This is a genomic window from Haemophilus parahaemolyticus (assembly GCF_002015035.1).
Classification (GTDB): Bacteria; Pseudomonadota; Gammaproteobacteria; order Enterobacterales; family Pasteurellaceae; genus Haemophilus_A; species Haemophilus_A parahaemolyticus.
In genome coordinates, this window is record NZ_MUXY01000008.1 from 57058 (window position 1) to 77218 (window position 20161).

The 20161-nt window shown below is 40.3% G+C and carries 16 protein-coding genes; 12 read left to right on the forward strand and 4 right to left on the reverse strand.

The features are described from left to right. Nucleotides 1–24: 24 nt before the first annotated feature. On the forward strand, nt 25–1122 hold the full coding sequence (apbC, locus tag B0185_RS06355; protein ID WP_005707508.1) for an iron-sulfur cluster carrier protein ApbC: 1098 nt from the start codon (nt 25–27) through the stop codon (nt 1120–1122). 50 nt (nt 1123–1172) lie between these two features. Here apbC and B0185_RS06360 read toward each other — a convergent pair whose 3' ends face one another. After that, a complete protein-coding gene (locus tag B0185_RS06360; RefSeq protein WP_005707535.1) occupies nt 1173–1556 on the reverse strand; it encodes a cytochrome b562 in 384 nt (127 codons plus the stop codon). A gap of 144 nt (nt 1557–1700) precedes the next feature. Here B0185_RS06360 and trhP point away from each other — a divergent pair, with 144 nt between their 5' ends. Further along, entirely contained in the window at nt 1701–3098 is a 1398-nt protein-coding gene (trhP, locus tag B0185_RS06365) for a prephenate-dependent tRNA uridine(34) hydroxylase TrhP (protein ID WP_005707543.1), read from the forward strand. 101 nt (nt 3099–3199) lie between these two features. Here the strand turns inward: trhP and grcA are convergent, their stop codons facing one another. Further along, complete coding sequence (grcA, locus tag B0185_RS06370) at nt 3200–3586, reverse strand: autonomous glycyl radical cofactor GrcA (RefSeq protein ID WP_005707564.1); 387 nt, start codon at nt 3584–3586, stop codon at nt 3200–3202. Between the two features lie 177 nt (nt 3587–3763). On the opposite strand from grcA, the gene ung reads away from it, so the two are divergent. The 5 genes from ung (at nt 3764) to B0185_RS06395 (ending at nt 8768) form a co-directional block, all read left to right on the forward strand. After that, nucleotides 3764–4459: a uracil-DNA glycosylase gene (gene ung / locus B0185_RS06375; protein WP_256595175.1), complete on the forward strand. Its 696-nt coding sequence runs from the start codon at nt 3764–3766 to the stop codon at nt 4457–4459. Nucleotides 4460–4461: 2 nt separating this feature from the next. Further along, a complete protein-coding gene (gene glnD / locus B0185_RS06380; RefSeq protein ID WP_005707573.1) occupies nt 4462–7008 on the forward strand; it encodes a bifunctional uridylyltransferase/uridylyl-removing protein GlnD in 2547 nt (848 codons plus the stop codon). A 152-nt stretch (nt 7009–7160) separates the two neighbouring features. Next, a complete protein-coding gene (gene tehB / locus B0185_RS06385; RefSeq protein WP_005707500.1) occupies nt 7161–8033 on the forward strand; it encodes an SAM-dependent methyltransferase TehB in 873 nt (290 codons plus the stop codon). 37 nt (nt 8034–8070) lie between these two features. Next, on the forward strand, nt 8071–8379 hold the full coding sequence (locus tag B0185_RS06390) for a DciA family protein (protein ID WP_005707590.1): 309 nt from the start codon (nt 8071–8073) through the stop codon (nt 8377–8379). A gap of 17 nt (nt 8380–8396) precedes the next feature. Then, a complete protein-coding gene (locus B0185_RS06395; RefSeq protein ID WP_005707559.1) occupies nt 8397–8768 on the forward strand; it encodes a copper resistance protein NlpE in 372 nt (123 codons plus the stop codon). 56 nt (nt 8769–8824) lie between these two features. On the opposite strand, the gene leuA is transcribed toward B0185_RS06395, so the two are convergent. Continuing rightward, the gene (gene leuA / locus B0185_RS06400; protein ID WP_005707550.1) at nt 8825–10375 is read right to left on the reverse strand and encodes a 2-isopropylmalate synthase; all 1551 of its coding nucleotides are present in this window, start codon (nt 10373–10375) and stop codon (nt 8825–8827) included. Nucleotides 10376–10916: 541 nt separating this feature from the next. On the opposite strand from leuA, the gene B0185_RS06405 reads away from it, so the two are divergent. The 3 genes from B0185_RS06405 to fbp all read left to right on the forward strand — a co-directional run bounded on the left by B0185_RS06405 (nt 10917) and on the right by fbp (nt 14163). Continuing rightward, nucleotides 10917–11729 carry a Cof-type HAD-IIB family hydrolase gene (locus tag B0185_RS06405; RefSeq protein ID WP_005707577.1) on the forward strand — a complete coding sequence of 271 codons (813 nt, stop codon included), beginning with the start codon at nt 10917–10919 and terminating at the stop codon, nt 11727–11729. A gap of 122 nt (nt 11730–11851) precedes the next feature. Continuing rightward, the gene (locus tag B0185_RS06410) at nt 11852–13012 is read left to right on the forward strand and encodes an efflux RND transporter periplasmic adaptor subunit (RefSeq protein ID WP_005707571.1); all 1161 of its coding nucleotides are present in this window, start codon (nt 11852–11854) and stop codon (nt 13010–13012) included. 146 nt (nt 13013–13158) lie between these two features. Beyond that, nucleotides 13159–14163, forward strand: a complete 1005-nt coding sequence (gene fbp, locus B0185_RS06415) for a class 1 fructose-bisphosphatase (RefSeq protein WP_005707546.1) — start codon at nt 13159–13161, stop codon at nt 14161–14163. A 52-nt stretch (nt 14164–14215) separates the two neighbouring features. On the opposite strand, the gene B0185_RS06420 is transcribed toward fbp, so the two are convergent. After that, nucleotides 14216–15295 carry an extracellular solute-binding protein gene (locus B0185_RS06420; protein WP_005707509.1) on the reverse strand — a complete coding sequence of 360 codons (1080 nt, stop codon included), beginning with the start codon at nt 15293–15295 and terminating at the stop codon, nt 14216–14218. A 232-nt stretch (nt 15296–15527) separates the two neighbouring features. Between B0185_RS06420 and grpE the strand changes: the two genes are divergently transcribed. Further along, nucleotides 15528–16139, forward strand: a complete 612-nt coding sequence (grpE, locus tag B0185_RS06425) for a nucleotide exchange factor GrpE (RefSeq protein WP_005707517.1) — start codon at nt 15528–15530, stop codon at nt 16137–16139. A gap of 81 nt (nt 16140–16220) precedes the next feature. Then, entirely contained in the window at nt 16221–20159 is a 3939-nt protein-coding gene (gene hrpA, locus B0185_RS06430; protein ID WP_005707529.1) for an ATP-dependent RNA helicase HrpA, read from the forward strand. The last annotated feature ends 2 nt before the right edge of the window (nt 20160–20161 follow it).

Genomic DNA, 20161 nt, shown 5'->3' on the forward strand with positions numbered 1-20161 from the left:
ATTACCTATCAATTAAGGATAATTATGAACCAACTCACTGAACAACAACTAAACGACATTAAGTTTGTGCTTCAAAATTTTACGCACGAAACGTTACAGAAAGATTTAATTGCACTGAATACGCTTAAAAAAGCAGAGCTAGGTGCAGGTATTTTACGCCTTGAATTTACTATGCCATTTGCGTGGAATACTGGCTTTGAAGCCTTAAAACAAGCAACGGAAGTAAAGTTAAAAGAAGTTACTGAAGCGACCGAAATTAAATGGATTTTGCATTACAACATCGCGACCTTAAAGCGTGCAAATCATCATCCTGCAGTGAATGGAGTGAAAAATATCATTGCGGTGACCTCTGGTAAAGGCGGTGTGGGAAAATCTACCACTTCGGTAAATTTAGCATTAGCTTTAAAAGCACAAGGGGCTAAAGTGGGTATTTTGGATGCTGATATTTACGGCCCCTCTATTCCACATATGTTAGGTGCGAAAGATCAGCGCCCAACTTCGCCAGATAACAAACATATCACGCCAATTGAAACTTACGGTATTCAGTCAAACTCTATCGGTTATTTAATGGCGGAAGATAATGCAACCATTTGGCGTGGCCCAATGGCGAGTAGTGCATTAAGTCAGTTACTTAATGAGACTTGGTGGAATGAGTTGGATTATTTGGTTATTGATATGCCGCCAGGAACAGGCGATATTCAACTTACTCTTTCGCAACAAATTCCAGTTACAGGTGCAGTTGTAGTGACTACGCCACAAGATATCGCATTGCTTGATGCGATTAAAGGGATTTCGATGTTCCAAAAAGTGTCTGTACCAGTGTTGGGAATTATTGAAAATATGAGCGTGCATATTTGCCAAAACTGCGGACATCACGAAGATATTTTCGGTACAGGCGGGGCAGAAAAAATAGCGAAACGCTATGGTACACAAGTGTTAGGACAAATGCCGTTGCATATTCGTTTGCGTCAAGATTTAGATGCTGGAATGCCAACTGTTGAAGCTGATCCAACTCACGAAATTAGCCAAGCTTATATTGAGCTAGCAGGTAAAGTAGCGGCTGAATTATATTGGCAAGGTCAGGTTATTCCGTCTGAAATTATGATTCGTGAAGTGAAATAAGAAAAGATAGTTGAATGTTAGGGCAAATAATTATTTGCCCTAATGCTGTTTTATTTATATTCCTTATGATATTTCTTTCTCATCTCATCAAGCTGTTCAATCATTTCTTTTGCTTCGGCTAAATTGCCTGCTTTGGCTTTTTCGTTGGCTTGATTTACCACATCAATCACTTCTTGCACGCCTGCTTGGTAGCCTTTGAAGCGTTCTTGATCATCTCCTACACTTTTTGGCATTGTATTTTGAGCATCTTTTGAATATTCGATAAATTGCTCGGCAGCAGCTTGGAATTCCTCACTGGTTTGAGATTGGTTAAGAGCGTTAAGTTGTTTTTTCATTTGAATCATCTCTTTCATCACGCCTGCTGAAAGTGCATTCGCAGAAAATGCCAATAATCCCACCGCTAGAGAAGTTTTTAATAGCGTTTGAAGCTTCATTTAAAATCCTTTATTCAAGATAAGTAAAAAGAAATGCCATTTTAATAGAACAATCGCTTGCTACAAAGGGGTATTTCTTAGAAAATAATTGTTCTATGCCTTTCATTCTGAGAGGCACTGACTTGTAATCAGAAGAGAGTAATCATGACTTTAAAATACGCAAAACCTGAATTGTTATCGCCTGCGGGCACGTTAAAAAATATGCGATACGCTTTCGCTTATGGTGCAGATGCCGTTTATGCAGGGCAGCCTCGTTATAGTTTACGTGTGCGTAACAACGAATTTAACCACGCAAACCTTGAAATTGCGATTAAGGAAGCACACGAGCTTGGCAAAAAATTCTATGTGGTAGTGAATATTGCGCCGCATAACTCTAAGCTCAAAACCTTCATTAAAGATTTGCAAGTGGTTGTAGATATGAAACCTGATGCATTGATTATGTCAGACCCTGGCTTGATTATGCTTGTGCGTGAACATTTCCCTGATATGGACATTCACCTTTCCGTGCAAGCCAATGCGGTAAACTGGGCGACGGTAAAATTCTGGAAACAAATGGGCTTAACTCGCGTGATTTTATCGCGTGAACTCTCGCTAGAAGAAATCGAAGAGATCCGCAAACAAGTGCCAGAGATGGAACTTGAAATTTTCGTGCACGGTGCGTTATGTATGGCGTATTCTGGTCGTTGTTTGCTTTCTGGATACATTAACAAACGTGATCCGAACCAAGGCACCTGTACCAATGCTTGCCGTTGGGAATATAAAATGGAAGAGGGTAAGTTGGATGACGTGGGCAATATCGTGCCGAAAGAAGATACGGTGCAAAAATACCAGCCTGAAATTGAAGTGACTAATGTTGTCCCAACGCTTGGCGAAGGTGCGGTAACGGATAAAGTATTCCTTTATACTGAAGCACAACGCCCAGATGAGCAGATGACAGCCTTCGAAGATGAGCACGGTACTTATTTTATGAACTCGAAAGATTTGCGTGCAGTCCAGCATGTAGAGCGTTTAACGCAAATCGGTGTGCATTCTCTGAAAATTGAAGGGCGTACTAAATCGTTCTATTATTGTGCAAGAACAGCTCAAGTTTACCGTAAAGCAATTGATGATGCGGCAGAGGGCAAACCATTTGATAAAAGCTTGCTGGATACGCTTGAAAGCCTAGCTCATCGAGGCTACACCGAAGGTTTCTTGCGTCGTCATACGCATGATGAATATCAAAATTATGAATATGGCTATTCTATTTCTGAACGCCAACACTTCGTAGGCGAATTTACGAGCAAACGCAATGCAGAAGGTATGGCGGAAGTGGCGGTAAAAAATAAATTCCTAGTCGGTGATTCAGTTGAAATGATGACGCCAAAAGGTAATATCGTGTTCAAAATCGACCGCTTGTTAAACCGCAAAAATGAAAGCGTAGAAGCAGGTTTAGGCGATGGACACTTTGTGTTCCTAGATGTGCCTGCGGATATTGATTTAGATTTTGCGTTGTTAATGCGTAATTTAACTGATACCAATACGAGAAATCCGCATAAAGTGTAACCGTAAATTTCCTTCTTCCTCTTTTCTAAGGAGGGTGGTATAAAAAAGCTAACTAGAATATTCCAGTTAGCTTTCTTTTAATTTAACAATCTAGCTCGTCATTATAGGCTTTCTGTGAAAGTACGAGTAATTACATCGCGTTGTTGTTCTGGAGTTAATGAGTTGAAACGAACTGCGTAACCAGAAACACGGATAGTTAATTGTGGGTATTTTTCTGGGTGTTTAACTGCATCTTCTAAAGTTTCACGACGTAAAACGTTTACGTTTAAGTGTTGACCACCTTCAACTTTAATAGTTGGTGCAACGTTTACTGGCACTTCGCGGTATGCGATTTGACCTAATTCGCTGATTGCAACAACTTGGTCTTCTTTGTAAACGTCACCTTTAGCTGCGATGCAACGAGCTTCGTTTTTCTCGTCATCTAATAACCAGAATGAGTTTAATAAGTTGCTGTTTGTTGATTCAGTAATTTGAACACCTTTAATCATTTTAAGACTCCTAGTATAAGAAATTGAAAATAAACTATAAAAAAATTTGAAAGATTCAACTTTTTTTGAGTGGGGGCATTATACCCCTATCGAGATAGAAAGCGATAAAAATTTGAACATTTTTTACAAAAGTAGCGTTAATTGAGTAAAAATAATACAGTTTATGTGTTTATATGCATTAGTTACGTACAAGAGGTTATTATGAAAACGTGGAAAGAGGCCATTGGCGAAGAAAAAGAGAAACCTTATTTTCAACAAATTTTGCAACAAGTACACCAAGCTCGACACGCAGGTATCACCATCTACCCGCCACAAAATGAAGTTTTTAGTGCTTTTTCTCTGACTGAATTTAACCAAGTGAAAGTCGTGATTTTAGGGCAAGATCCTTACCATCGTCCAAATCAAGCCCACGGCTTATCTTTTTCGGTCAAACCGCCAGTTGCGCCACCTCCCTCGCTGCTCAATATTTATAAAGAGTTAGCAACAGATATTGAAGGTTTCGTTGTTCCAAGACACGGGTATTTGGTCGATTGGGCGAAACAAGGCGTATTGTTGCTCAACACCGTGCTTACTGTTGAAGAGGGTAAAGCCAATTCGCACGCTAACTGGGGCTGGGAAACCTTTACTGACAAAGTGATCGCACAACTCAATGCTCATCGTGAAAACATTGTTTTCTTACTTTGGGGAAGTCACGCCCAGAAAAAAGGGGCATTCATCGATCGTAATAAACATTGTGTTTTAACTGCTCCTCACCCATCGCCTTTGGCTGCTCATCGCGGCTTTTTTGGTTGCCACCATTTTTCTAAAGCGAATGAATATTTGAAAGCTCACGGAATGGCAGAGATCAACTGGCAATTACCGCTTGAGGTCTAAAGATGAATCTGAAAGAGCATCTCTCTCAATTTAATATTGAGCAAAACGCCCTGTTTGCATCAGCCGATATCATGGCTCTACTGCATCAACGCAGCGATTTTTATGATCAAATGTTACTTCACCTTTGGCAAGATTTCGGTTTTACTGAACGGCAAGATCTTAGCTTAATTGCTGTTGGTGGGTATGGTCGCCGTGAAATGTTCCCTCTCTCCGATTTGGATATTCTCGTTCTTACCGAAAATCCATTAGACGAGCAAACTCATGCCAAATTAAATGAGCTTTTCAATCTGCTTTGGGATGCCAAATTACAAGTAGGGGCGAGCATTCGTACTTTGCAAGAGTGTTTAGACATTGGTAAGCAAGAGCTTTCGGTTGCAACCAATATGTATGAAGGGCGTTTTTTATACGGTAATACTGAGCTTTGGCATCGTCTTGTTGAAGCTCTTTTTCAAGATGATTTCTGGGCAACGCCCGACTTTTTCCAAGCCAAAATGGCAGAAAAAGAAGAGCGTTACGCCCGTTATCACAATACGAGCTACAATCTCGAACCCGATCTTAAACATAGCCCAGGTGGACTTCGCGATCTGCATTTAGTGCTTTGGATTATGCTACGTCATTATGGTGCACGTAGTTTTGATGCTCTCTTTAACAAAGGCTTACTTTTTCCTGAAGAATATCAAGAGCTTAAACAAGCGGAGAACGTACTTTTCCGAATGCGATTTGCGTTGCATACGCAGCTCAAACGCTATGACAATCGTCTGCGATTTGACCGCCAATTACAACTGAGCGAACTACTGAGCCATCAAGGCAAAGGCAATCAGCCCGTCGAAGCGATGATGCGAACCTTTTTCCAAGCAACACAATCGATTTCGCAACTCAGCCAGCTTTTATTAAATAGCGTGAAACAGCGTGTTTTAGGTTTACAAAATAGTGCAGAAAAACAACCGCTTGATGAACATTTCTATCTACAAAATCAGCAAATATCGGTTGAAAATCATCGGATTTTTGCAAAACAGCCAGAAACGATATTGGATCTCTTTTTGCACCTTACGCAACACCAGACATTGCAAGTTGATCCGATGACACTACGTCATCTTCGCATCGCTCTTCAAAAACGCCAGCAGCCCTTGTGTGAATTGCCAGAAGCTCGAAGTCGTTTTATCCAAATTATTCGGCAGCCACAAATGGTTAAAAATGCGATTGTGCCGATGCATCAATTAGGTGTGCTTTCGGCTTATTTCCCCGCATGGCAAGGTATTACAGGGTTGATGCAGTTTGATATGTTCCACATTTATACGGTCGATGAACACACCGTTCGAGTAATGTTAAAGCTCGAAAGTTTTCTTGATGAACGGACCAAAACTATTCATCCACTTTGTCATCAAATTTTCGCCACTTGCACACATAAGCCGTTGGTTTATTTGGCTGCGTTGTTGCACGATATTGCGAAAGGTCGTGAAGGCGATCACGCAGAGAATGGGGCGGTGGATATGTACGATTTTGCTCGCCTACACGGATTCGATGAGAGCCAATCTAAGCAAATGGCGCGGTTGGTAAAAGAGCATTTGACGATGTCGATCACCGCTCAACGCCGTGATATTCACGATCCTAATGTGGTGCAGACTTTTGCAGAAATTGTGGAAAATCAGACTGCTTTAAGCGATTTGGTTTGCCTCACGGTAGCGGACATTTGTGCTACTAATGAAACCCTTTGGAACGACTGGAAACGCACGCTGCTTTCACAACTTTTCGAGTTCACCACTCAGCAACTGGCTGAGCAATTGGACTACAAAAAAGAGGCAGAAAACAATCGAGCTGAAGCCTTAGAAATTATGAAATTAGCACTGACTCCTCCTCAGCACAAGCGTTTGGCAACCTATTGGGCGAATGGGTCAGAAAGTTATTTTTTACGCAATAAACCCACTCAACTCGTGTGGCACGCCTTGGCATTACTCAAGCAAAATCAACTGCCATTGGTATTAGTTTCCAACGAATACGCTCGTGGAGCGACGGAGATTTTTATTCACTGCGAAGATCAAAAACAACTTTTTGCTCGTATTGCGAATACGTTGAGCAAGAAAAAAATTAGCATTCACGACGCTCAAATTATTACTAGCCAGAATGATCTTGTTTTCGATAGTTTTATCGTTACTGAGCTGAATGGACAGGCTTTAAATGAAATCCGTTGCGAGCAAATTCAACAAGCCTTGCAGAAAGAGCTTACTGAACCGCAGACCAAACCTTTTGTGGTAGTGAAAAAACCGATAAAACATCAAACCTTTAAACGCAAAACGAAAACCCGTTTTTTAGCAAACTCTAACCAAAATCAGACCGCTTTTGAACTTTTCACACTTGACCGTGAAGGTTTATTGGCTCAAGTTAGCCAGATTTTTAATCAATTGGATCTGGTTTTAATTAACGCCAAAATTACTACCATCGGTGAACGCGTGGAGGATTTTTTTGTGGTGAGTACGCAGGAAAATCAAGCATTAAGTGAAGAAGTAAAGAAAACGCTGAAAAAGATTATAACGACTGAGCTAGATTCTTAAAAAGAGTATTTTTTCTTTAATATCAATCTATTTTAGTTATCCCTAAAACGAGGTAATCCGACTAAAATAGTCGGATTTTTATTGCCCAGAAAATGCGAAGTGATAGAATAACGGTAGCTTTATTATTACTTATCATTAAGAAAGGAAATCCTATGGAAAATTTAATCTGCTACAAACAAATGCCCATTTGGAATGTCGATACACTCCCACAAATGTTCCAAGAACAGCATAATACTAAAGTCGGCACTTGGGCAAAATTAACCATTTTGAGCGGTTCATTAAAATATTTTGAATTAACTGAAGACGGTGAAGTTTTGAGCGAAACCGTGTTTGATATCGAACATCAACCGCCTTTTGTTGCACCTCAAGTTTGGCATAAAGTCCAAGCCCTTTCTGATGATTTAACCTGCCAGCTCGCTTTCTACTGCACGCCTGAAGATTTTTATGCGAAAAAATATAACCTAACCACCACACATTCTGAGGTGTTAAACGCAGTTAATTATGTGAAAGGCGGAAAAGCATTGGATTTAGGCTGCGGACGCGGTCGTAATTCACTCTATTTAAACTTACTTGGTTTTGATGTTACCGCGGTCGATCACAACGAAGAGAGCATCGATTTCTTAAACCGTATTATTGAAAAAGAAGAACTCTCAAATATTTCAACAGGCGTTTATGACATCAATGACGCAACGATTGGCTCTCAAGCAAGCGAATTTGATCTGATTATTTCAACGGTAGTAATGATGTTCCTTAATCGTGATCGCATCCCAGCTATTATTGAAAATATGCAGAAAAACACCAAAGTGGGCGGGTATAACTTAATCGTGTGTGCAATGAGCACCGAAGATTATCCTTGCCCAATGCCGTTCTCATTTACCTTCAAAGAGAGTGAATTGGCGAACTATTACCAAGATTGGGAATTAGTGAAATATAACGAAGATTTGGGACATTTACATAAAACTGATAGCGAAGGTAACCGCATTCAGCTTCGTTTTGCAACAATGTTGGCGAAAAAACTGAAATAGCGGTAAGATCGGGATTATTTTCAAACGTTCAAATTTGATGAAAAATTACTCAATAAAAAACATTACGGAAATTTTGGAGAACTCCAGTCTGGTTAAGATTGTCCAACGTGCAAATCAATTGAATGAGCTTAACGAGAAAATTCAATCGCTTTTGCCCGCTCAATTCCGTAAGCTTTATCGCATTGTTAATTTGGTAGAAAATCACTTGATTATTGAAGTGCCGAATGCGACCATTTCGCAAGGTTTGCAGATGCAACAAATGCAACTGCTTTCAATGATCCAAAAAATTTATCCGCAGATTGATGAATGTGTGTTTAAAATCAATCCCGATTTCAAATTGAGTTAATTAAGGAGATTGCCACGATGAAAAAAATTGCATTAGTTTTAACCGCAGGCTTATTAGGTGCGTGTTCAATGCTTCCAAATAAAAATGTTGCAGGTACCTATCAAGGCGAACTACCTTGTTCCGACTGCGACAAAATCCAAGCTGAATTGGTGCTAAACGCAGATAATACCTATCAATACAACACAGTTTATTTCAAAAATGGTAAACAATATCCCTTTGTTGATAAAGGCAAATTTGCTTGGGATAAACAAAAATCTGACGTGATTCGGTTAGAACAAAACTCAGGCAATTTATTGTTAAAAGTAACAGACGGTTATGCTGAGCTGTTAGATGCGGATGGGAATCCTGTTGCGAATACGCAATTAAACTATAGATTAATGAAAAAATAATTAAGTTTTTTTACTCAATTTAGGGCGTGTTATCCACGCCCTAAATATTTATAAAACTATCCTCTTTTCGCTTTCAAATGTGCCACTTTATGAGCACGATAAATCGCATTGATTGCGTGAATTAATGCACGAGCGGAAGATTCTACAATATCTGTCGCTAAACCTACGCCGTGGAATTTACGTCCTTCGTGTTCTACCACAATATCTACTTGTCCTAATGCTTCTGCTCCCTCGCCTTTAGCTGTGAGGTTGTAGTGTGACATTTTAAGATCTAATCCTGTGATATTTAAGATCGCATTGAATACCGCATCCACAGGACCATTACCGCCATTTGATACCTGGCTTAATTTTTCGCCATCAAGCTCAACCTGTACGAAGGCTGAAGCTGGTAGAGTACTGATAGTTTGTGAGGTGATCACATCTAATTTTAAGCGATCTTCATCACCTGAACGCATATCAATAAATGCAAGGGCTTCTAAATCGTAATCGAAAACTTGACCTTTTTTGTCCGCTAATTCAAGGAAGGCAGTATAAAGTTTATCTAAATCGTAATCGCTGTCTTGGTAACCCATTTCTGCCATATGATTTCTCACTGCAGCACGTCCTGAACGAGCGGTTAAATTTAACTTCTCTTTTTTCAAGCCAATGGTTTCTGGCGACATAATTTCGTAAGTGTTTTTGTTTTTCACCATCCCGTCTTGGTGGATGCCTGATGAGTGAGCAAACGCATTGCTACCTACAATCGCTTTATTCGGTTGAATTGGCATATTGCAAAGTTGGCTTACCATTTGGCTTACGCGGTGAATTTCTTGCGTATTAATGCGAGTGTCCAAGCCGTTGAACATATCTTGACGTGTTTTGATTGCCATTACCACTTCTTCAAGTGCAGTATTCCCCGCACGTTCACCGATACCGTTAATAGTACATTCAATTTGGCGAGCACCGTTTAACACTGCGGTTAAAGAGTTTGCGGTTGCCATTCCTAAATCGTTATGGCAGTGCACCGAAATTACAGCTTTGTCGATATTTGGCACGCGGTTTACTACATCGGCGATAATGCTGCCGTATTGGGTTGGTAAGCAATAGCCCACTGTGTCTGGAATATTTACCGTTGTTGCTCCAGCTTTAATTGCAGCTTCAACAATACGGCAGATATTATCAATACCTGTACGTCCCGCATCTTCACACGAAAATTCTACGTCATCGGTATAACCTCTTGCACGTTTTACTGCGTGAATTGCCATTTCAACCACATCATCAAATGAACGTTTGAGTTTCGCTTCAACGTGTAATGCAGAGGTGGCGATAAAGGTATGAATACGAAACGCTTCCGCTACTTTTAATGCTTCTGCAGCGACATCAATATCTTTATCCACTGCACGAGACAGGGCACAAACACGGCTGTTTTTGATGTTTTGTGCAATGGTTTTGACTGACTCGAAATCACCTGCCGAAGAAACAGGAAATCCCACTTCCATGACATCCACGCCTAAACGTTCTAATGCCAATGCGATTTGTAATTTCTCTTTTACAGTTAAACTGGCTTTCAGTGCCTGCTCGCCGTCACGAAGGGTGGTATCGAAAATAATTACATTATTGTTTGCCATAAACATTTCCTTATAAACGTTCGTTTATTGTGTTCAGAATAAAAAAAACCCACATACGAGTATGCGGGCAAAGTTTGGATAGTGAACTGACTTCCTTCAGATAAACCTTAGCCTCGCATGAAATACGATAACAGAGATAATCGGAGTGAAAGTAGTTTTTCCATGTGTGTTGTGTGTGTTTATGTTTGCATTATTATTCAGTTGATGTGCCTTATCATAGCGGTAAAAAAAACTATGTCAATAGCACTTTTCACTTACGCAAACGTTTTTATTGTGATTTTTTAAACTAGGTAAAGCATAAAAAACTAATTATTTGCAATTAAATAGTTTTAAATATAATGAATATTTAAAGCTTGCCATATAAAAGTGAGATAGAATTACAAATAGAGGATTTTTTCGCTTTACAATTAATTTACGAAAAAAATAAATTGCTCTTTGATCTATTTTATAAGAAATAGTTATTTCCTTTGCTGTAGTAAGGGAAATTTGATAGCCTAACGGTCATTATGCTCAAATCCCCAATTGTAAAGGAAAGTAAAGAATGACACTCCCATTTAAAGCGATTATTTCTGATTTAGACGGCACTTTACTTAATGCTGAACATAAAATTGGCGATTTTACTATTCAAATATTAAGCGAACTATCTCAAAAAGGTGTGGATGTTTATATTGCCACAGGTCGAAATTTATCTGATGTGCAGCATATTATTCGTAAAGTTAATGTAGATGAAGCGATGTTAGTAACTTCAAATGGTGCTCGTGCGAATTTTCTTTCTGGCGAATGTGTCTTAAATCATCACTTACCCGAAGAGCTTGCATTCAAGCTAATGAATATTGAATTTGATCCTACGCGTGTATGCGTAAATAGTTATCAAGGGGATGAATGGTTTATCAACATTGATTTAGAATCTTTACGCAAATATCACCAAGATTCTGGCTTTATGTATCAAGTGGTCGATTTTGCTCAGCATCACGGCAGACAAACCGAAAAAGTCTTTTTTATTGGTAGAGAATTAGCAGATTTATTGCCAATTGAACAAAAAATCAGAGAAACCTATGGCGATCAAGTTTATACGGTTTATTCCACACCACAATGTTTGGAAGTAATGAATAATGGCGTATCAAAAGCAAACGCATTGGAAGAACTGGCTGAACGCAGAGGCTACACCTTAAAAGATTGCCTTGTTTTTGGCGATGGGATGAATGATTTTGAAATGCTAAAACAAGCAGGAAAAGGTTGCGTGATGGGCAATGCAGATCCGCGTTTAAAAGAAGCATTACCAAACAATGAAGTGATTGGCTTTAACAAAGATGAAGCGGTAGCACGTTATATTCGTCAGGTGTTTGGGTTATAAGCCAAATTATTTTGTAGGGACGGTGGCATCCCCGCCCTAATTATTACCAAGACAAATAAAGGAACCAATCCGCAAAATTAGAGTCGAAAATGACCGCTTACTCTTAAAAATTTGGAAACACAATGAAATTAAAACCGATTATTCTTGGCTCGCTGATTGCCATTGGCATCGCGGGTTATTTTTATGCCCAAAACACGGAAAATACTGAACAGGTCTATTACATCACCGAACCTGTCGCTCGAATGACATTAGATAAAAGCGTGCTTGCAACAGGTTCCGTTCGTGCCAGCCAACGTACTGAAGTGGGGGCTCAGGTATCAGGTAAAATTATCTCATTAAACGTAAAACTCGGACAAGCGGTCAAAAAAGGCGATTTAATTGCAGAAATTGATGCAAGCAACCAAAGTAATAGCTTAAGCACGGCAGAAGCGAATTTAGCTTCTTATCAAGCGAAATTGAAATCGGCACAAGTAGCACTTGATATCGCACAATCAAATTACAACCGCTTGAGTAAGCTTTACAAAACTAATAGCACTTCACTTTCTGAGTTAGAGACAGCAAAAAATACATTAGCATCCGCTAAAGCGAGTGTTGATGAGGCTAAATCACAAATTAAGTCTGCTCAAATCTCGGTAAGTGATGCTAAAACAAATTTGAATTACACTCAAATTATTTCTCCGATGGATGGAGTGATTGTTTCTGTGCCTGTCTCGGTTGGACAAACGGTAAACTCAAACCAAACATCACCAACGATTGTCCAAGTGGCAGATCTTTCAAAGATGTTGATTAAACTGGAGGTTTCAGAAGGCGATATTGCCCAGGTACAAGCAGGTCAAGCGATCCGCTTTACCACACTTGCCGAGCCAAACCATTCCTATGAAAGTAAGATTGATACGGTTGACCCCGCTTTAACGACATTAACCGACAACAATTACACGGAAGAATCAGGCAATACGGAGGCAGTTTATTATTATGCCAATTCGTTTGTAGATAATGCCGAAAATAGATTACGAATTGGTATGACGGTACAAGGGCAAATCAATATTGCTAAACGTGAGAATGTGCTTGCAGTGCCCACTTCCACGTTAAAAAAACAAGGCGATAAAACAATTGTACAAGTGCTGAAAAATAACAAAGTGGAAGAAAAAACTGTGCAAACAGGCTTAAAAGATAGTCAATATACAGAAATTCTTTCGGGGCTTGAAGAAGGTGAGCAAGTGATTGTGACACAACGCTCAGGGCAAGAAAAAGTTGGTTTTGAACCGAAGAGAAGGATGTTTTAAGTTAAATAGGTAATGTGTAAAAACATTACCTATTCTTTTTATAGTTAAAATAGTGTGATTTAGATCACGTTTTTCAATATTTCTATTACATCTTTTCTTAAAATCCTTTCTATAATCAATTTAACAATTCATAAAAAGGAGTGATTATGAAAACATTAGGCGAATTTATTATTGAGAAACAAGCAGAATACCCACAGGCAAAAGGGGAGTTGAGTGGCATTCTTTCTTCTATCCGCTTGGCGGCAAAATTTATCCACCGAGAAATTAACCATGCGGGCTTAAGTAAAGATATTTTAGGTGTTGCAGGCTCAGAGAATATTCAAGGCGAAGCCCAGATGAAATTGGATGTTTTTGCTAACGAAACAATGAAAAAAGCCCTTATTGCACGTGAAGAAGTGGCTGGATTTGCCTCTGAGGAAGATGACACTTTCATCTCATTTGATACTGAACGCTCTCGTAATGCAAAATATATTTTAATGACTGACCCGCTTGATGGCTCGTCAAATATTGATGTGAATGTATCTGTGGGCACGATCTTCTCTATCTATAAACGTGTTTCACCAATTGGTACACCTGTTACGATGGAAGATTTTTTGCAAGAGGGAAGAAAACAGGTTGCGGCGGGTTATGTTACCTACGGATCATCTACAATGCTTGTTTACACCACAGGTAACGGTGTAAACGGCTTTACTTACGAACCATCACTTGGCTTGTTTATTCTTTCCCATCCAGATATGCAAATGCCTGAAAAAGGGAAATATTACTCTATCAACGAAGGGCAATATGTTACCTTCCCGCAAGGCGTAAAACGCTTTATTAAATACTGCCAAGAGAGTGATGAAGCAACCAAACGTCCATACTCTTCTCGTTATATAGGCTCATTGGTTTCTGACTTCCATCGTAATTTGCTCAAAGGTGGGATTTATATCTACCCAACCTCAACTGTTTATCCGCAAGGTAAATTGCGTTTACTTTATGAAGGTAATCCAATAGCATTCTTAGCTGAACAGGCGGGCGGTTTAGCAACCGATGGCATTAACCCAATTTTAGATATTAAGCCAACTAAACTCCACCAACGTGTGCCGTTCTTTACAGGCTCTAAAGAGATGGTTGAAAAAGCGGTTGAATTTATGCATGAATTTGCAGAATAATATTTATAAAAAAGAGCTGGTATAAACCAGCTCTTATATTTAATAATAGCAATTATTTAGATGCTTTTAACTCTTGGTAATATTTCTCGTAAAGTTCAATTGCATCACCCACATCATCTTGCCATTGTGATTCTTGTAACACTTTTTGTGTTGGATAAATCGCAGGGTCTTGCGTGATCTCTTTCGGTAATACTTCTAATGCTTTCATATTTGAAGTTGGATAACCGATAGCAAGCGTAAGTTGCTCAGAAACTTTCGCACTTAATAAGTAGTTGATTAACTTATGTGCATTCTCTTTATTTTTAGAGTTTGCTGGAATCGCTAAAGTATCAACCCAAAGTACTGGGCCCTCTTTTGGGAACACCATATCAATAGGGGCTTGTTCTTTCTTCGCAATACGCACAGAACCGTTCCATAATTGACCTACAGACACTTCACCAGAGATGAATGAGTTTGCAGGGTTGTCAGAGCTGAATGAAAGTACGTTTGGACGTAGTTTTTTCAATTCTTCATAAGCTGCTTTGATCTCTTCAGGATCTGTGGTATTTGGGTTTTTACCTAATTTCAATAATGCAATATTGAACACTTCACGTGCATCATCTAACAATTGGATTTTGTTCGCAAATTCAGGTTTCCATAAATCCCCCCAAGAGGTGAATTGGTCGCCTTTGTAGTTGTTAGTATTAAATGCAATGCCTGGGGCACCTAAAAGTTGAGGTAATGAATATTTGTTACCTTTATCGTAAGGTTTGTCTAACCAGTCAGGGTTTAATTCTGCGATAACGGGTAATTTGCTGTGATCAAGCTCCGCTAACATCCCTTCTTTTGCCATTTTAGACACAAAGTAATTGGAAGGTGCGATTACATCATAACCGCCATCTTTACCTTGAAGTTTTAACTTCGCATACATTGTTTCGTTAGATTCAAGGCTAGATACCTCAACTTTAATACCAGTCTCTTTTTGAAATTGATCTAACAAACCTTCAGGTACATACTCAGTCCAAGTATATAAGTGAACAGTGCCAGCATCAGCTGGGGCAGTAGCCTCAGTTGTTTTTGCCTTTTCTTCATTACAAGCTGTTAATGCCAATGAAGCCACACCTGCAGCGAATAAACCTGCGAATTTTTTCATTTAGTTTTCTCCGTTAAGAAAAAAGATAAAAGCGGTCGGATTTCTCCGAAGTTTGACGAATCTTCCACACCAATCAATGGCAATGAAATCGAAGGGATTTTAAGCTACCCCCCACATTTTGCAAGCCTTTTTTGCCCTGAAGAAGGATTTATTTTCCTATTCTTCTTGAATTTCGCTAATTTGCTATTATATTAAACCCGATTTTATTTTACTGAATTTAAGAGGATTTTGTATGACTACTCAACAAGAAAAAGCACAAGAGCAAAGCACAGAACAAGAAAATGTAGAACTCCAACAACCTGAAGCGGTTGAAGAGCAAGTACAATCAGAAAATAGAGAAGAGCAACCTGTAGAAGCAGAATTAGCCGCGGCTTACGCTCGTATCAATGAATTAGAAATTTACGTTTCAGAAATTGATGCCCGTGAAAAAGATATTCAATTACGTGCCCAAGCAGAAATTCAAAATATTCGCCGTCGTGTTGAGCAAGATGTGGAAAAAGCCCATAAATTTGCATTAGAAAAATTTTCAAAAGAGTTATTAACAGTGGTAGATAACCTTGAACGTGGCTTAGATGCATTAGATAAAGCAGTTACTGATGAAACAACACAAGCGTTAGTTGATGGCGTAGAAATGACGCATAAAGAATTCATTTCAACCTTAGGCAAATTTGGTGTAGAAGCAGTAGGTGTTGTTGGTGAAGCATTTAATCCTGAACTTCACCAAGCGATTTCAATGCAACCCGCTGAAGGCATTGAGCCGAACCACATAAGTGTCGTGTTACAAAAAGGTTATACACTTCAAGGTCGAGTGTTACGTCCAGCAATGGTTATGGTGGCAAACTAACACGTCTAAATTGTCTCTAATTATATCGTTCAGCCCCGTTTTAATGGGGCTATTTTCATATTTAATCCCTGAAAAATCAGTATGAAACCAACATCTCCCCAATTTTCGCCAAAAAACCCTAAAAAACGACCGCTTGATGACACACAAAAAGCGTTGATTGCTCAGTTAAAAGATCTTACCATCAGCGATTATCGTCGTTTGTGCTCTCGCATTTATGGCTTATCTAACGTGAAAAAGCCAGAAACAAAACAAGCCATTCAAACAGAAATTGAACAAGATATTCTCACAGCACAAGCCCATTTTTCTGCTCGTAAAGCTCATCAAGAAAGCCTTAACATCAACTATCCTGACCTGCCTGTTTCGGCACGCCGTGAGGAAATTCTCAAGCTAATTGCAGAGAACCAAGTCGTAGTGATTGCAGGAGAAACAGGCTCGGGCAAAACCACCCAGTTACCAAAAATGTGCTTGGAGCTAGGGCGTGGCGTGAAAGGCTTGATTGGGCATACCCAACCGCGCCGTATTGCTGCCCGCTCAGTGGCAAACCGTATTGCCGAAGAATTGCAATCAGAGATAGGAGCGACGATCGGTTATAAAGTGCGTTTTAATGATCAAGTGAGCGAAAATACGTTAGTCAAATTGATGACCGACGGGATTCTGCTAGCTGAAATTCAGAACGACCGCTATCTCAATCAATACGACACGCTCATTATTGATGAAGCTCACGAACGCAGCCTTAACAACGATTTTATTCTGGGTTATCTCAAACAGATTCTATACAAACGTCCTGATCTTAAAGTGATCATCACCTCGGCGACCATTGATGTGGAACGCTTTTCACGCCATTTCAATAATGCACCGATTATTGAAGTATCGGGCAGAACCTTCCCTGTGGAAGTACGTTATCGCCCGATTGTGGAAGAAGACGATCAAGACCAACTGCAAGCTATTCTAAATGCGGTAGACGAACTGCAAGCCGAAGGACGAGGCGATATTCTGATCTTTATGAACGGCGAACGTGAAATTCGCGACACTGCGGAAGCGTTACAAAAGCAAAATCTGCGTTTTACTGAAATTCTGCCGCTTTACGCTCGCTTGTCTGCTGAAGAGCAACAACGCATTTTCCGTCCGAGTAGTTTGAACCGTATTATTTTAGCCACCAACGTGGCAGAAACATCGCTTACCATTCCGAATATTAAATATGTGATTGATACAGGAACGGCACGTATTTCACGTTATAGCTATCGTACTAAAGTGCAACGTTTGCCGATTGAGCCGATTTCACAGGCTTCCGCCAATCAACGTAAAGGGCGTTGCGGACGTGTGTCTGAGGGGATTTGTATCCGTTTATATTCAGAGGAGGATTTTAAAAGCCGTCCTGAATTTACCGATCCTGAGATTTTACGCACCAATTTAGCTTCGGTTATTTTGCAGATGGCATCGCTTGGGTTGAGCGATATTACTGCGTTTCCATTTGTGGATTCGCCCGATGTTCGCCAAGTGCAAGACGGGATTCGCTTGCTTGAAGAATTACAGGCATTTCACATTCGCAAAACTAAATTTGGCGAAAAACGTGAACTCACCCCAATCGGTCGCCAATTAGCACAATTACCTATTGATCCTCGTTTAGGACGAATGGTAATTGAAGCAGCGAAAAATGGCAGTTTGCACGAAGTGATGATGATTGTCTCCGCACTGTCGATTCAAGATCCGCGTGAACGCCCGCAGGAAAAACAGCAGGCATCAGATGAAAAACATCGCCGTTTTGCTGACAAAGATTCGGACTTCTTGGCATTTGTGAACCTTTGGCACTACATTCAAACCCAGCAAAAAGAGCTAAGTAAAAACCAGTTCCGCAAGCAGTGCCAGAAAGATTACCTCAACTATTTACGCGTGCGGGAATGGCAGGATATTTATCATCAGCTCCGTTTGTCGGTGCGTGAAATGGGCTTGCCAATTAATACGATTGAAGCAAATTATCAGCAAATTCATACCGCTTTATTGGCGGGCTTGTTATCTCACATTGGCTTAAAAGACAGTGAGAAAATGCACTATCAGGGGGCGAGAAACGCACAGTTTTTCATCTTTCCAACCTCTGCACTTTTCAAAAAACAGCCAAAGTGGATCATCGCTTCCGAGCTGGTTGAAACCACCAAACTCTGGGCAAGAACGGTAGCAAAAATTGAGCCTGAATGGGTTGAACCATTAGCACAACACTTGGTGAAAAGGAGTTATAGCGAGCCGCATTGGGCGAAATCCAAAGGGGCGGTGATGGCGTATGAAAAAGTCGCCCTTTACGGCATTCCGATTGTGGCAAAACGCTTGGTTAATTATGGCAGCATTGACCCAACGGTGAGCCGCGAAATTTTTATTCGCTCGGCAATGGTGGAAGGCGAATGGCTGAATAATTACAAATTCTTCAAAGAAAATAACCGCTTAATCAAGGAAGTAGAAGATCTTGAACACAAATCTCGTCGCCGCGACATTTTGGTGGACGAACAGGTGTTATTCGACTTCTACGACCAGCGTGTCGGCACGGAAGTGGTCTCTAGCCGTCATTTCGATAGCTGGTGGAAAAAGGCAAGCAAAGTCGATCCTGAATTGCTCAATTTTGAAAAGTCGTTCCTGATGAACGAAGGGGCAAACAAGGTTTCTGAGCTAGATTTCCCGAATTTCTGGTATCAAGGCAACCTCAAATTGAAGCTCACTTATCAGTTTGAAATAGGTTCAGAAGCTGATGGAGTGACGGTGCATATTCCTCTGCCATTGCTCAACCAAGTAGAGCCTGAAGGCTTTGACTGGCAAATACCAGGGCTACGCCACGAGTTAGTGGTAAGTTTGATTAAATCATTGCCGAAAGCGGTGCGTCGTAATTTTGTGCCTGCACCGAACTATGCCGATGCTTTTTTAGGGCGTGCCGAACCGTTAGCTAAACCGTTGCTAGAAAGCCTAACTTACGAGCTTCGCAGAATGACAGGCGTAACGGTTGAGACTGAATTGTGGGATTATTCGCAGTTGCCCGCACACTTAAAAATGACTTTCCGCGTGGTAGATGAAAAAGGTAAAAAAATTGCCGAAAGTGGTGATTTAGACGCACTAAAATTCCAGCTCAAAGATCAGGTGCAAAGTACGCTTTCCAACATTGCTGACGATGGCATTGAGCAAAGCGGTTTGCATCTCTGGAGCTTCGCGGATTTACCGCAATGCTACGAGCAGAAAAAACAGCATTTCAGCGTGAAGGCGTACCCAGCGATTGTTGATGAACAAACCGCCGTGGGCGTAAAATTGTTTGAAACTGAAGCGGAACAAACGCAAGCGATGCAAGCGGGTTTACGTCGTTTATTGTTGCTAAATGTGCCTTCGCCGATTAAATACTTACACGAAAAATTGCCGAATAAAGCTAAACTCGGCTTATATTTTGCCCCGTTTGGCAAGGTGTTGGAACTGATTGACGACTGCATCGCTTGTGCGGTGGATAAGCTGATTGATGAGTTCGGCGGTTTTGTCTGGACGGAAGAAAAATTCCGTGAACTGCAAGAGTTTGTGCGTGCCAATCTGAACGACACCACCGCAGAAATCGCCCTACAAGTGGAAAAATGCTTAACTTTAGCATTTGAACTCAACAAGCGAATGAAAGGCAAAATGGACTTCACGATGGCGTTTGCGTTGTCGGATATTAAAGCCCAGTTGGCAGGCTTGGTGTATCCGAATTTCGTGACTCAAACTGGCTATCAACGTCTTGCAGATCTTTACCGATATTTGACCGCTATTGACAAGCGTTTAGACAAACTCGGTACAGATACCAACACTGACCGTGCTAAAATGCTACGTGTTGAGCAGGTTCAAGAAGCCTATAAACAGCTGCTTGCTAAACTGCCAAAATCGAAAGCAATTCCAACAGACGTGTTAGAAATTCGCTATATGATCGAAGAACTCAGGGTAAGTTTATTCGCTCAACAAATTGGTACAAAATATCCGATTTCAGATAAACGCATTTTGAACGTAATTTCGGACATGAAATAATA